The 11,722-nt window shown below is 71.8% G+C and carries 18 protein-coding genes; 8 read left to right on the top strand and 10 right to left on the bottom strand.

Annotated features, from left to right (window positions below; genetic code table 11):
* Nucleotides 1–17: 17 nt before the first annotated feature.
* Nucleotides 18–350 (bottom strand): hypothetical protein, encoded by a 333-nt coding sequence (locus tag C2L58_RS49995; protein ID WP_199191585.1) that lies wholly within the window; start codon nucleotides 348–350, stop codon nucleotides 18–20.
* Between the two features lie 190 nt (nucleotides 351–540).
* On the opposite strand from C2L58_RS49995, the gene C2L58_RS33815 reads away from it, so the two are divergent.
* On the top strand, nucleotides 541–1,077 hold the full coding sequence (locus tag C2L58_RS33815; RefSeq protein WP_233226080.1) for an MFS transporter: 537 nt from the start codon (nucleotides 541–543) through the stop codon (nucleotides 1,075–1,077).
* On the opposite strand, the gene C2L58_RS33810 is transcribed toward C2L58_RS33815, so the two are convergent.
* Nucleotides 1,019–1,591 (bottom strand): TetR/AcrR family transcriptional regulator, encoded by a 573-nt coding sequence (locus C2L58_RS33810; protein WP_103341712.1) that lies wholly within the window; start codon nucleotides 1,589–1,591, stop codon nucleotides 1,019–1,021. The genes C2L58_RS33815 and C2L58_RS33810 overlap by 59 nt on opposite strands.
* 95 nt (nucleotides 1,592–1,686) lie before the next feature.
* Between C2L58_RS33810 and C2L58_RS33805 the strand changes: the two genes are divergently transcribed.
* Nucleotides 1,687–2,460, top strand: coding sequence for a nuclear transport factor 2 family protein (locus C2L58_RS33805; protein ID WP_103341711.1), 774 nt, complete (start codon nucleotides 1,687–1,689; stop codon nucleotides 2,458–2,460).
* Here the strand turns inward: C2L58_RS33805 and C2L58_RS33800 are convergent.
* The 3 genes from C2L58_RS33800 to C2L58_RS33790 form a co-directional block, all read right to left on the bottom strand.
* Nucleotides 2,423–3,211, bottom strand: a complete 789-nt coding sequence (locus tag C2L58_RS33800) for a metal-dependent hydrolase (protein ID WP_103341710.1) — start codon at nucleotides 3,209–3,211, stop codon at nucleotides 2,423–2,425. The two genes, C2L58_RS33805 and C2L58_RS33800, sit on opposite strands and share 38 nt — an antisense overlap.
* Before the next feature lie 58 nt (nucleotides 3,212–3,269).
* The gene (locus tag C2L58_RS33795) at nucleotides 3,270–3,623 is read right to left on the bottom strand and encodes an STAS domain-containing protein (RefSeq protein ID WP_003078104.1); all 354 of its coding nucleotides are present in this window, start codon (nucleotides 3,621–3,623) and stop codon (nucleotides 3,270–3,272) included.
* 218 nt (nucleotides 3,624–3,841) lie between these two features.
* Nucleotides 3,842–4,150, bottom strand: a complete 309-nt coding sequence (locus C2L58_RS33790) for a WhiB family transcriptional regulator (RefSeq protein WP_103341709.1) — start codon at nucleotides 4,148–4,150, stop codon at nucleotides 3,842–3,844.
* Between the two features lie 164 nt (nucleotides 4,151–4,314).
* On the opposite strand from C2L58_RS33790, the gene C2L58_RS33785 reads away from it, so the two are divergent.
* From C2L58_RS33785 to C2L58_RS33775, 3 genes are all read left to right on the top strand, one after another.
* On the top strand, nucleotides 4,315–4,731 hold the full coding sequence (locus tag C2L58_RS33785; protein ID WP_013222240.1) for an anti-sigma factor: 417 nt from the start codon (nucleotides 4,315–4,317) through the stop codon (nucleotides 4,729–4,731).
* Entirely contained in the window at nucleotides 4,728–5,507 is a 780-nt protein-coding gene (locus C2L58_RS33780) for a SigB/SigF/SigG family RNA polymerase sigma factor (protein WP_103341708.1), read from the top strand. Before C2L58_RS33785 ends, C2L58_RS33780 begins: the two co-directional genes overlap by 4 nt.
* Before the next feature lie 66 nt (nucleotides 5,508–5,573).
* Entirely contained in the window at nucleotides 5,574–5,993 is a 420-nt protein-coding gene (locus C2L58_RS33775; protein ID WP_103341707.1) for an ATP-binding protein, read from the top strand.
* Nucleotides 5,994–6,037: 44 nt separating this feature from the next.
* Here the strand turns inward: C2L58_RS33775 and C2L58_RS33770 are convergent, their stop codons facing one another.
* On the bottom strand, nucleotides 6,038–6,517 hold the full coding sequence (locus tag C2L58_RS33770) for a MarR family winged helix-turn-helix transcriptional regulator (RefSeq protein ID WP_233226093.1): 480 nt from the start codon (nucleotides 6,515–6,517) through the stop codon (nucleotides 6,038–6,040).
* A 48-nt stretch (nucleotides 6,518–6,565) separates the two neighbouring features.
* Here C2L58_RS33770 and C2L58_RS33765 point away from each other — a divergent pair, with 48 nt between their 5' ends.
* Together C2L58_RS33765 and C2L58_RS33760 are read left to right on the top strand one after the other, a co-directional pair.
* Nucleotides 6,566–7,543, top strand: coding sequence for an aldo/keto reductase (locus C2L58_RS33765; RefSeq protein ID WP_103341705.1), 978 nt, complete (start codon nucleotides 6,566–6,568; stop codon nucleotides 7,541–7,543).
* Between the two features lie 18 nt (nucleotides 7,544–7,561).
* Nucleotides 7,562–8,200 (top strand): nitroreductase family protein, encoded by a 639-nt coding sequence (locus tag C2L58_RS33760; protein WP_103341704.1) that lies wholly within the window; start codon nucleotides 7,562–7,564, stop codon nucleotides 8,198–8,200.
* 81 nt (nucleotides 8,201–8,281) lie between these two features.
* Here C2L58_RS33760 and C2L58_RS50910 read toward each other — a convergent pair whose 3' ends face one another.
* The 4 genes from C2L58_RS50910 to C2L58_RS33745 form a co-directional block, all read right to left on the bottom strand.
* The gene (locus C2L58_RS50910) at nucleotides 8,282–8,518 is read right to left on the bottom strand and encodes a 3D domain-containing protein (protein ID WP_233226079.1); all 237 of its coding nucleotides are present in this window, start codon (nucleotides 8,516–8,518) and stop codon (nucleotides 8,282–8,284) included.
* 8 nt (nucleotides 8,519–8,526) lie between these two features.
* Nucleotides 8,527–9,024 (bottom strand): hypothetical protein, encoded by a 498-nt coding sequence (locus tag C2L58_RS33755; protein WP_233226078.1) that lies wholly within the window; start codon nucleotides 9,022–9,024, stop codon nucleotides 8,527–8,529.
* 127 nt (nucleotides 9,025–9,151) lie between these two features.
* Nucleotides 9,152–9,790 carry an alpha/beta fold hydrolase gene (locus tag C2L58_RS33750; protein WP_103341703.1) on the bottom strand — a complete coding sequence of 213 codons (639 nt, stop codon included), beginning with the start codon at nucleotides 9,788–9,790 and terminating at the stop codon, nucleotides 9,152–9,154.
* Between the two features lie 9 nt (nucleotides 9,791–9,799).
* The gene (locus C2L58_RS33745; protein WP_103341702.1) at nucleotides 9,800–10,471 is read right to left on the bottom strand and encodes an HNH endonuclease family protein; all 672 of its coding nucleotides are present in this window, start codon (nucleotides 10,469–10,471) and stop codon (nucleotides 9,800–9,802) included.
* Between the two features lie 178 nt (nucleotides 10,472–10,649).
* On the opposite strand from C2L58_RS33745, the gene C2L58_RS33740 reads away from it, so the two are divergent.
* Nucleotides 10,650–11,693, top strand: coding sequence for a tetratricopeptide repeat protein (locus C2L58_RS33740; RefSeq protein WP_103341701.1), 1,044 nt, complete (start codon nucleotides 10,650–10,652; stop codon nucleotides 11,691–11,693).
* The last annotated feature ends 29 nt before the right edge of the window (nucleotides 11,694–11,722 follow it).

Raw genomic sequence — 11,722 nt, 5'->3', positions numbered from 1 at the left:
GCCGCCGGGTTGCACCGTCAGTCGCGCCAGATGGACGTCAGCGGCAACGGGGACGAAGTCGAGGTCGGCGTGACGGAGGTGGCCGAGGTCGCCGGCGGCACGGTGACCTCGACGACGCTGGTGGTGGTCGTCGCCGGCGGCGTCTCGACCGAGGTGACGGTGGTGGGCGGCGCGGACTCGGTGACGGTGACGGGCACCGCGGACACGGTCCGGGTCGGCGGCGGATCGGGCGTCTCAGCCGTGCGCGGAGCGGGCCGCCCGGCGACGAGCGTGGCGGCCACCAGCAATCCGGTGGCGAAGCCCGCGAGGCCGGTGACCGCGGCGGAGCCCCAGGTAGGTCGGCTGGTCATCCGGCACCCCCTCGCCACGCGCAGCGCAGGTACGAGGACTAACTCGCGTTGATCTTACGTCGTGTTACCCGATGTGCACATAGAGCGGACAAGATCGAACTTCCTGCGTCGATCACGGGCATGTGCGAGCTCGGCGCGACGATCTTCGAGAGCTTGTTCCCGAGGCCACAGCGGGCGGCCCGCAGGACACGTGGAGGAGACCGGATCCGCCATCACCCGGTGCTCGCAGCCGCCGAGGCCGGACGACAGCCGATCGAACCGGTCGCCGGCGGCGGTCGCCGGTCCCGGCCTCGCCGGGCTGCTGGTCCAAGCGCTCGGCACCGCGGCGGCGCCGGCGGCCGACGCCGTCAGCTACCTGTGGTCGGCCGTCTGGCCGCGCCGGATCGAGACGCCGGACACGCGGCCCGAACCGCGGGAACGGCGGTTGCTGCGCGAGATCGGCGAGGGGCTGCGGCTGGTCCGCGGCGACCGCGTCCTGCTGGCGATCAGCGCGCACGGCGCCGTGTCGAGCTTCTTCCAGTCGGCCCACCTGGCGATCGTGGTCGTGTTCCTCGCGCGAGACGTCGGGCTCTCGCCGTGGGTGATCGGGGTGCTCGGCACGGCGTCGCTGACCGGCGCCCTCACCGCCCGGTGGCTCGGGGACGCCGGCGTGCCGGCCTCGGCGGCGATCATGGTGTGGTCGCCGCTGCGGAAGCTGCGCGATCTGACGCCCGCAGACCGTCGATGACCACGCGAACGAGGTGGGCGCTTCCCGGCGCGTACCGCTCGACGGCGAGGCAGCCGACGATGAGCGCCCGCAGGTCGTCGCCGTCGATGTCGGGGCGGACGGCGCCGGCGGCCTGCGCGCGGGCGAGCAGGTCGGCCAGCGCGGCGCGGAACTCGTCGCCCGCGCCGGCCTTGAAGGCGTGCCCGCCGGACTCGGCGAGGGCGTCGCAGATGGCCCGGTTGAGCGACGCCTGCTTGATGACGCGGACGAAGTAGTCGACGAAGACGCCGCCGGGGTCCTCGGCGGTGGCGAGCGCGCGGGCTTCCTCGGCGAACTGCTGGATCCGTTCGAGGACGACGGCCTGGAACAGGGCTTCCTTGCTGGGGAAGTGCCGGTAGACGGTGCCGGCCCCGACCCCGGCGAGCCGCGCGATGTCGTCGAGCGGCACGGCGAGGCCGTCGAGCGCAAAGGCCTCTTCGGCGGCGGCCAGCACCTTGGCGCGGTTACGCCGTGCGTCGGCGCGCATCTTCTCCATCACGTCTCCTCGTTGACAACCGGAGCGACTACTCCGTATCGTCCTAAGCGGGCTCACCGTTCCGATTCAACGTCCAGTCTTCCAGGAGAATTCCGATGTCGCGCACCGTGTCCGAAATCGCCGCCTTGGTCCGCTCGGGGCTGTCCACCTTGGACGCCACGCCGTTCGCCGGCCTCTTCGCCGCGGACGCGGTGTACGAGATGCCGTTCCTGGGGCACCGAATCGAAGGCCGCGACGCGGTGGTGGCGACGCTGATGGCCGGAGGTGCCCGGGCACGGGCGGTCGGGCTGACGAAGGCGCAGGTCACGACGACCCTGGCGGACTCGGGCTTCGTGGTGGAGCTGGTGGTCTCCGGTCCGGCGGGCGAGTTCCCGTCGTCGGTGGGGCTCATCACCGTCGTGGACGGTGAGATCACCTCGTACCGCGACTACCCCAATACTTCGGCGGCTTCGAAGTTCACGCGTTCGGTGTTCGACCGGTTCCTCGCCGCCTCGGTGGAGAACCGCTGGGACGACCTCGCCGACCTCTACGCCGAGGACGTCACCCTCGAAATGCCGTTCACACTGCCGGGCATGCCACGGGTGACGAAGGGGCGCGAAGAACTGCGCCGCCGGTTCCACGCGGCCGCCGGGTCACGGCGGATCACCAAGGCCGACAACGTCGTGGTCCACGAGACGGCCGACCCCGCGGTGCTCGTGGCGGAGTTCGACCTGCACCAGGAAGTCCGCGGGACGACGTTCGCCGCCTCCTACGTCCTGGTCCTGACCATCCGGGACGGCCTGATCACCCACTCGCGCGACTACACCGACACCGCCGCGGCCGCCGAACGGATCAAGGCGTGGTCGCCTGCTGGCTCGACGGCGGGATGAACAGCCGCTCGAAGGTGCTCACCGTGTGCTCCCACACCCCCGGGACCAGCAGCACCCCGAGCAGCGCGAACACCGGGAAGATCAGCCGCTTCTCGACCTTCTTGCCGGTCCGGAAGCGCAGCACCCGCGGCGGCCGGATCTCGTACCACGTCTCGCCGGCGATCGGGATCGGGAAGAGGAACGGGCACCCGGCTTCCGTCAACGCGTCACCCAGGCAGTGGGTCAGGCACCCGGCCGCGACCGCGATCCCGAGCCAGCCCGAAATGGACGCCAGTTCACCCGCACGATCGGGTGGCGCCGTGAAGAACCACCACGCCACCGCGGCGCCGCTCACCGGGAGGAGCCAGTCGCCCAGGGCGCCTTCGGCGAGCATCAGCCCGAAGACGACCACGCCCACCACGGCCCAGGGGCCGCCTTCGGTGGTGCCCCAGGAAGTCAGTAAGCCCAGGCCGGCCGCGAACAGGACCGTGTGGGACAGGTGGCGGTGCTTGCCGGAGACCTTCTCATCCCGCGGGCCCTTCGTCAGGGCGTAGAACCCGGCCGAGACGCGGCGCAGCAGCCACGACAACGCGCCGGTCAGCCAGCCGAGGAGACGGGACGCGCTCGCTCCGGGGTGGTCGAGGTCCGGCAGCAGGGCGAAGCCCGCCGTGGTCGCCGCGAAGACGACCGCCTGGTGCACCGAACCCGCCCCCACCGCGGGCGCCAGGGCCAAGCCCGCGCACCAGCCGGTCAGGGCATGCGTCCGCCCCATCATCGTGCCGCCCCCCAGGTCCGCGAACGAAATCGGTCCGCGGAACCGTAGCGGGCGGTCAGGCTTGGGGGTCCTCCGACACGCTCAGGTGTTCGGCCACGCCGGTGAGCTCGATCACGCGGCTCACCGCGGGGCTGGGGACGACCGCGAGTTCGACGTCCTGCTCGCCGGCCTGGCGTTGTGCGCGGAGCACCACGTTCAGCGCGGAGGAATCGAAGAAGGTCACCCCGGTCAGATCGGCCACGACCCGCTGCGCGCGCTTGTCCGCGATCAGCCCCGCCAGGGCCTCCTGCAGCTGCGGACTGGTCAGCAGGTCGAGCTCGCCGGTGACCACCACCCGGGGTTCCGTCGCGTCGGTGTCCAGCGTGATGCCGAACCCGGGCGGGGTGGCGTTCTGGTCGGCTGCGGGCATGCAGTTTCTCCTCGTCAGGCGCTGCTCCTGCGCCGGGTACGCGCCTGCTGTCTCAAGCGGCAACCGTGTCACCGTGCCTTTCCAAAGCTCTCGCCCGGCACGGTCAAGGCAACTCCGGGGCCAACCCTAACCCAGGAAGCGACCGCGCCCGCCACGGCCGCCGCCCTTTCGCGTGTACTGCTCACCGAGGATCAAATCCTGCCTGCTCAGCGCTCTGCTCAGTGCGCACTCATCGTCTTCCGCGCCGCCCTGCGCTGGCGCAGGAAGAGCTGCCGCCGCTCGATCTCGCCGAGGCCGCCCCAGATGCCGTAGGGCTCCTGTACGGTCATCGCGTGCTTGCGGCACTGGGCCAGCACCGGGCAGGCCTGGCAGATGGCCTTGGCCCGCGCTTCCCGCCGCTCCCGCGCCGAACCCCGCTCGTTGTCCGTGTGGAAGAAGAGACTGCTGTCCGCACCCCGGCACGAGCCGTGCAGCTGCCATTCCCACTCTTCGGCAACCACGTTGGGCAGCCGGCTCACGTCAGCCATGTCGTCCCCGCCTTTCCCAGGATCTCCCGTGTCCAGCGCTACATGCCCGCCGGTGGAGCGGATCAAACCCGGGTTTGGTTTGCTCACACCACGGGCATCTCGCTGACCGGGCGTGGCAGACACCGCCGATCCCCGGCAGCGCGAGTGCGGAGAAAGGAACAAACGTGGAGGACAACGCCCCGCTCGTCCCGGAAGGCGCGCAGGTGATCGAGGTGCGGACAGCCGCGATACCGCACGTCGTGCCCACGCTGCGGACCATCGTGGCCGACATCGCGATGCGCCAGGACTTCGACCTCGACGCCGTCGAGGATCTCCGGATGGCCGTGGACGAAGCCTGCTCGCTGCTGCTCCCCGCCAGCTCGGACGGCAGGTTGACCTGCGTCTTCTCCTGGAACGGACCGCGCATCGAGGTCTCCGTGTCGGTGCTGGCCGACAGCGCCGACCACGAGGACGACGCCGGCCTGTCGTGGCAGCTGCTGACCGCCCTCGCGACGACGGCCGAGCGCACCATCACCCCGGAGAACGGCCGCTACCTGTCGCGGGTGGACCTCGTCCGGGAGAGCCAGGCGGCGGACTCGTGAGCGATCCCGCCGGGAGCAGCGGGGACGACCTCGACGTCGGCGCGCTGTTCACCCGACTCGCCGCCGTGGGCGCGGACTCGCCGGAGCGCGAACGCATCCGCGACACCCTCGTGCGCGCGCACCTGGAGCTGGCGCGGAACCTGGCGCGGAAGTTCCGCAACCGCGACGAGGCGATGGAGGACCTGGTCCAGATCGCCACGGTCGGGCTCATCCACGCCGTCGACCGGTTCGACCCCGCGCAGGGAACGGACTTCCTGGCGTTCGCGGTGCCCACCATCTCCGGCGAGCTGCGTCACCACTTCCGGGACAACAGCTGGTCGGTGCGGGTGCCGCGGCGGCTCAAGGAACTGAACGCCAACATCTCCGCCGCGCGCGAAGAGCTCACCGTGCAGCTCTCGCGCGCCCCGAAGCCGAGTGAGATCGCCGCGCGGGTCGGGGTGCCCGTCGAGGACGTCTACGAAGGGCTCCGCGCCGGCCAAGGCCGCTACGGCGCCTCGCTGGACCACCTGCTGGAGAACGCGGCGCACACGCGGTTCGGGGCGCCGGACGCCGAGCTGGGCCAAGCCGAGCTGCGCGAGGCGCTGCGCCCGATGCTGGAGAGCCTGCCGGAGCGGGAGCGCAAGATCGTGGCGCTGCGGTTCGGCTCGGGGATGAGCCAGTCGGACATCGCCCGCCGCGTCGGGGTGTCCCAGATGCAGGTGTCGCGCCTGCTGGCCGCGACGCTGAAGAAACTGCGGTCCGGCTTGGACGAGTCCGAGTTGGCCGACGGCACCTGATTAGCCGCTGATCCGCTTGGGTACTTGCCGGGCGAGCGGTACCGAACTCACTGGGAGGGGGACCGGATGACGATGTCGAGGACGCCGCAGCGCGCAGCCACGGCCGCCGCCCCCCTGAGGGTGCTCCTCCCCGCCGACGAGACGGCGCCCGCGCTGGCCCGGCACGAGGTCCGGATGGCGCTGCTCCGGCTCGGCGTGGGCGAACGGCAGCTCGAGGACATCCTGCTGGCCACGTCGGAGCTGGTCACCAACGCCTTCGAGCACGGCGAACGGCCCCAGCGGCTCGAACTCGAGCACGCCGGGAACCGGCTGACGCTGCGGGTGCACGACACCGGCCGGACGCTGCCCGAGCTGCGGGCGCCGTCGCCGGCCGAGGCGCGCAGCCGCGGGCTCGTCCTGGTGCAGGCGCTGTCGCTGGACTGGGGCTTCGAACGCTGCCCCGGCGGCAAGTACGTCTGGGCGGTCTTCCCGCTGCCGGACACCTGACCGGCGCTCGTTCGATCAACCGCTCTTGCTCAGCACGCTCTTGCTCAGCACAGTTCCCGCGCGGCGCCGGTCTCGCCGATCCGCTGCCGGAACGGCTTGCGCTCCAGGGCTTCGACGATGGCGTCCAGCAGGGCGCGCAGCGAGTACGGCAGCTCGCCTTCCAGGGCCTCCATCGCTTCGGTCGTCGCCGTCCACTCCGCCTCGATCAGCGGCAGCAGCTCGCGCGTCCGCGCGGTGAGCGACACGATCCGCTGCCGCGCGTCGGCGCCCGGCTCGAGGCTCACGAACCCGGCCCGGTGCATCTGCGCGACGGTCTGGCTGGCCGCCGAGTGCGTCACGCGCATCTCTCCGGCGAGTTCGCGGATGGCCAGCGGGCCCCGTGCGAGCAGCGCCCGCACCACCGGCGAGTAGCGCGGCCGGTAGTCGTCGAGGCCGAGGTCGGCGAGGAAGCGCGCGACGTCGCCGTCGAGGATCTCGAGGACGTGCCGCATCCGGGTCCCCAACCCCTCCGGACCCGAAATCATGGCCATGACGGCCGATCATAGGCGCCGGTCGTGTGCTTGGATCGCGACATGGAGAACCGGAAGATCGCCCGCCTGGGCCGCGAAGTGTCCGTCGTCGGGCTTGGTTGCTGGCAGCTCGGGGCGGACTGGGGCGAGGTCGACGAGAACGACGCGCTGGCCGTGCTGCACGCGGCGGCCGACAACGGTGTCACCTTCTTCGACACCGCCGACGTCTACGGCGACGGCCGCAGCGAGCGGCTGGTCGGCCGGTTCCTCGCCGAACGCGGGGACGTCTTCGTGGCGACCAAGATGGGCCGCCGGGTCGAGCAGGTGCCGGAGAACTACGTCGCCGAGAACTTCCGCGAGTGGAACGACCGGTCGCGCCGCAACCTCGGCGTCGACACGCTCGACCTGGTCCAGCTGCACTGCCCGCCGACGCCGGTGTACTCCTCCGACGCGGTGTACGACGCCCTGGACACGATGGTCGGCGAAGGCCGCATCAAGGCGTACGGCGTGAGCGTCGAGACCTGCGAAGAGGCCCTGACCGCGTTGGCGCGGCCGAACGTCGCCTCGGTCCAGATCATCCTCAACTGCCTGCGGCTCAAGCCGCTCGAGCGCGTGCTGCCCGCGGCGGCGGAGGCGGGCGCCGGGATCATCGCGCGGGTGCCGCTGGCCTCCGGCCTGCTGTCCGGGCGCTACACCGCGCAGACGACGTTCGCCGAGAACGACCACCGCAACTACAACCGCCACGGTGACGCGTTCGACGTCGGCGAGACGTTCTCGGGCGTGCCGTACGACGTCGGGCTGGAGGCCGTCGAGCGGCTGCGCGGGCTCGTGCCGTCCGGTCAGACGCTCGCCCAGTTCGCGCTGCGCTGGATCATCGACCAGCCGGGCGTCAGCACGGTGATCCCGGGCGCCCGCAACGCGGGGCAGGCGGCGGCGAACACCGCGGCGGCCGCGCTCCCGCAGCTGCCGGCCGAGGCGGCCGCCGCCGTCCGCGAAACCTACGACGAGCTCATCCGGCCGCTGGTGCACGACCGCTGGTGAGCCCGGCATGATGGGCCGATGATGACGCCCGAAGAGCTCCTGACCACCACGAGGACCGTCCGCAAGCGCCTCGACCTCGAGCGCCCGGTGCCGCTCGACCTGGTCAAGCACTGTGTTCAGGTCGCGCTCCAGGCACCGAGCGGTTCGAACACGCAGCGGTGGCAGTGGCTGCTCGTCACCGACGCGGACCAGCGGGCCGCGCTCGGCGAGATCTACCGCCGGGCGTGCGAGGAGTACCTGGCGTCCCCGAACGCCGCGGGCAAGCTGTTCGCCGACGACCCGGGCCGGGCCCCGGTCCAGCAGCGGGTCGGCGACAGCGTCGCGTACCTGGCCGACCGGATGGGTGACGTCCCGGTGCTGGTGGTCCCCTGCCTGGAGACGCCGTCCTCCGAGCTGCCGGCCGGGAACCAGGCGGGGCTGTGGGCGTCGCTGCTGCCGGCGGTGTGGAGCTACATGCTGGCGGCCCGCTCGGTGACGCTGGGCACGGCGTGGACGACGCTGCACCTGAAGTACGAGCAGGAGGCGGCGGAGGTGCTGGGCCTGCCGAAGAACGTCCACCAGGCGGCCCTGATCCCGACGGCGTTCTACACGGGCGACACGTTCAAGCCGGCCGCGCGGCAGCCCCTCGAGGAGGTCCTGCACCTCGACCGCTGGTGACCAGGTCTGCCGCAGCTGTCGTGAGTGTTTAGTAGGGTTAGAACCCTCATTACCACTCACGACAAGCTGCGGCAGACTGGCTTACCGCACGGTGAGGGTGAGCCGCTGGATGCCCCAGGCGTCGGCCTGGGAGCCGGGCAGCCAGACGTCGACGATGTCGTCCTTGATCCAGCTGCCGATGTCGGCCGCATAGCACTCGCCGTAGCCCGGCACGGAGAACCGCGTGCCCCACGGGACGAGCCGGGCGTCGACGGCGCAGAAGCCCGGCCCGGCCTGGTAGCCGAGCGCGGTCTGGGCGACGTCGTTGTACGCCGTCACGCGGTAGTTCAGCGTGGTGCCCGCCGGGATGCGGTAGGCCGCGAGCCGGTTCGTGCCGTCGAGGCGGTAGGCGGTCGAGATCTGCCCGAGCGAGCCGGGGAGTTGTCCTCCGCCGTCATCGCGTAGAGCTGGTAGTTCGCGTTCTGGCACGGGCTAGCGTCGGTGACGGTGAGCGTCGGCTGCCCCCAGTCGCTGATCCACTGCAGGGCTTGACCGTTGCGGAAAGCCCGGTAGGCCTTCGCGCCGGGGACCCGGGCGAAGGTGAAGGCGACCTTGCCGTCGGTGCCCAGTCCCCCGCTGACCGAGCCGGGCGCGGGCAGGCGGCTGCCGACGTCCACGGCGCCGACGAGGGTGCCGGGGCCGTGCCCGCCGGTGACCGGGCGGTCGGGGATCGGGCCGGTGTAGAAGTGCTGGCACGCGGGCAGCGTCGCGGCCGAGGCCGCGGGGGCGGCGAGGAGACTGCCGGCGGCGATGGCCGTCAGCGCGAGGACGTGCGCGAAACGCATGACGAGGAAACCTCCGTGGTGGGGACCGGGTGGAGGTGACGCGAGCGGGTTCGCCGCTGGTCAAGACCGTAAGTGGCCTGGACCACACAGTCAATAGGTCTAGACCTTTAACCGCCCAACGGCCCAGTCAGAGGTAGCTCACCAGCCGGTCGGCCAGCGCGCCCGGGTGGCTGAGCGGCACGCAGTGCGGGCCGTCGAGCTCGTCCGGCTCGAGCCCGAGGCGCTCCCGCGCGACCCGCCGCTGGAAGTCCGGGACGAAGAACCGGTCGTCGCGGGCGAGGAGCACCTTGGTCGGGACGTCCGGGTGGGCCGGCAGCGGCCACGGCTCGTCCCACTCCTTGCTGACCTGCTCGCGCCCGTGCGCCTGGCACGCCTCGGCGAGCGCCGCCGGGACGCCGTTGAAGAACTGCTCGGTCTCGGTCAGGCCCTTCGGCGACGCGAAGCCCGTGTTGCCCCACCACTCACCCGGCGGCTCCCCCGGCGCCGGGATCATCCCGGCCAGGTACACGAGCAGCCGCGCCCGGACCTTCGCCGCGACCAGCGGCGCGGTGAACCCGCCGTACGAATGGCCGACGACGGCGACGTCCGTGCGGTCGCCCAGCGCGTCCAGCACCGTCTCGGTGAACTCGGCCAGCCCGGCCGAGGAGTCGGTGATCGGCAGGTCCGGGGCGACCGCGTCGTGCCCGCGGGCGGCCAGCTCCGGCACGAGCAGGTGGAAGTCCCAGCCGCTGCCGCCGCCTCCGTGGATCAGCGCGAAAGTCGTCACCCGCCCAGCTCAGCAGCGACGCAACATGTCGGTCAAGGCGGTTTTCTCGGCCTGCGTGACGGTGAGCCCGTAGTAGTGCTTCACGACGATCCAGTCGGTCGCGTAGGTGCACCAGAACGCCACCAGCGGCGGCTTCCACTGGTCGGGCGCCTTGTCGCTCTTCTGCTGGTTGAGGTTGTCGGTGACGGCGAACAGCTGCGGCCGGGTGAGGTCGTTGGCGAACTGCTCGCGCTTCTCGGTCGTCCACGACTTCGCGCCGCTCGCCCACGCCTGACCGAGCGGGACCATGTGGTCGATGTCGACGTCGGTCGCCTTCGTCCAGGTCTCCTCGTCGTAGACGCTGGTCCAGGTCCCGGACGTCGGCCGGCAGTCCTTGTCGGTCCGGACGTCCTTGCCGTCGCGCTTGAGGACGACTTCGCGGGTGTCGCAGCCGGACCCCTGGCTGTCCCAGTGGGGGAACTTCTCGCGCGAATAGCCGTCCATGGACGTCCGCGCGGCGATGGCGAGCTCGTCGAGCTGCTTCTGCGCGTCGGCCGCGCTCACCGGCACCGGCGCACCCGACGTCGGCGGGGCCGCGCCCGCGCCCCTCGTCGCCCAGTACCCGAAGAGCGCGACGGCCAGAACCGCGATTACCAGCAGGGTTCGCTGCGTCACGCTCAGCCGAAAGCTTCGGGCCGCCACGATTTTCTCCTCTCACCTGCGCGGTCGCGCGGCGTAGTGTCACCTCTGCCGACGCGGGACAACCGCGCCGACACGATGACCTGGCGCGAATGTGACCTCGCCCACCCACGGCGGAGCTGTCACACGGAGCCGATCTTCTGCGACTACCGGAGCAGGACCCATCCGGAGGGAGCAGCCGATGCCCGGCCGGCTCAAGAAGTTCGACGAGTTCTTCCAGCGCAAAGCCGCGGAAGGCGGCAACGTCGTCGCCATGGCCCGGATGGGCGCGGCGATGCGCGAGAGCGGAGAGCTGTCCGAGGCCGAGTCGTGGTACCGCAAGGCCGCCATGGGCGGCGACCGCGTTTCGATGACGGCGCTGGCCCACCTCCTCGCCGAACGCGGCGCGCAGGAGGAGGCCGAACGCTGGTACCACGAGGCCGCCCTGGCCGGCGAGCCGCACGGGATGCAGCACCTCGCCAAGTCCTGCGAGCGGCGCGGCAAGCGCGACGACGCCCGGCACTGGTACGGCGAGGCGGCCCGGACCGGCGACCTGCCGTCGATGGCCGCGCTCGGACGTCTGCTGCGTGAAGACGGGAAGGGCGAAGAGGCCGAGTCCTGGCTGCGTCAGGCCGCCGAAGCGGGCTTCACCGGCGCGATGATCGACCTGGGCGTCGTGCTGCGCGACCGCGGCCAGGCCGCCGAGGCGGCCCGCTGGTGGCGGTCCGCCGTGCAGGCCGGCGACCTCGCGGCGACCTGCCAGCTCGGCCGGCAGGCCGAACGGCTCGGCCGGCCGGGCGACGCCGAATCGTGGTATCGCCAGGGCGCGGGCGGCGGCCACGTCGAGGCGATCACCCGGCTCGGGCTGCTGCTGCACCGCCGCGGCGACATCGAAGAAGCCGAGACCTGGTACCTCGACGCCGCCGAGCGCGGCGACCCGGCGGCGATGACCAACCTCGGCGTGCTGGCCCGCAACCGCGGCGACGAGGGGGAGGCGGCCGCTTGGTACCGCAAGGCCGCCGAGCACGGCAGCATCCCGGCGCTCACCAACCTCGGCCACCTCGCCGAGCACCGCGACGACCTGGCGACGGCCGAGCAGTGGTTCCGCCGGGCCGCCGAGACGGGCGACGTCCAGGGCATGCTGAGCCTGGCGCGCATGCTGCGGGCGCGCGGTGCCGCCCACGAGGCCGAACTGTGGCTGGCCCGCGCGGAGACCGTGCAGGACGAGCGGGAGCACCAGCACTAGCTATTGTGTGATCCATTTCACAGCTCTAG

The sequence above is a fragment of the Amycolatopsis sp. CA-126428 genome, assembly GCF_002904335.1.
In the GTDB taxonomy this organism is placed as follows: domain Bacteria; phylum Actinomycetota; class Actinomycetes; order Mycobacteriales; family Pseudonocardiaceae; genus Amycolatopsis.
Note: the sequence above shows the minus strand (reverse complement) of the source record. Positions and strands in the feature narration are given on the sequence as shown.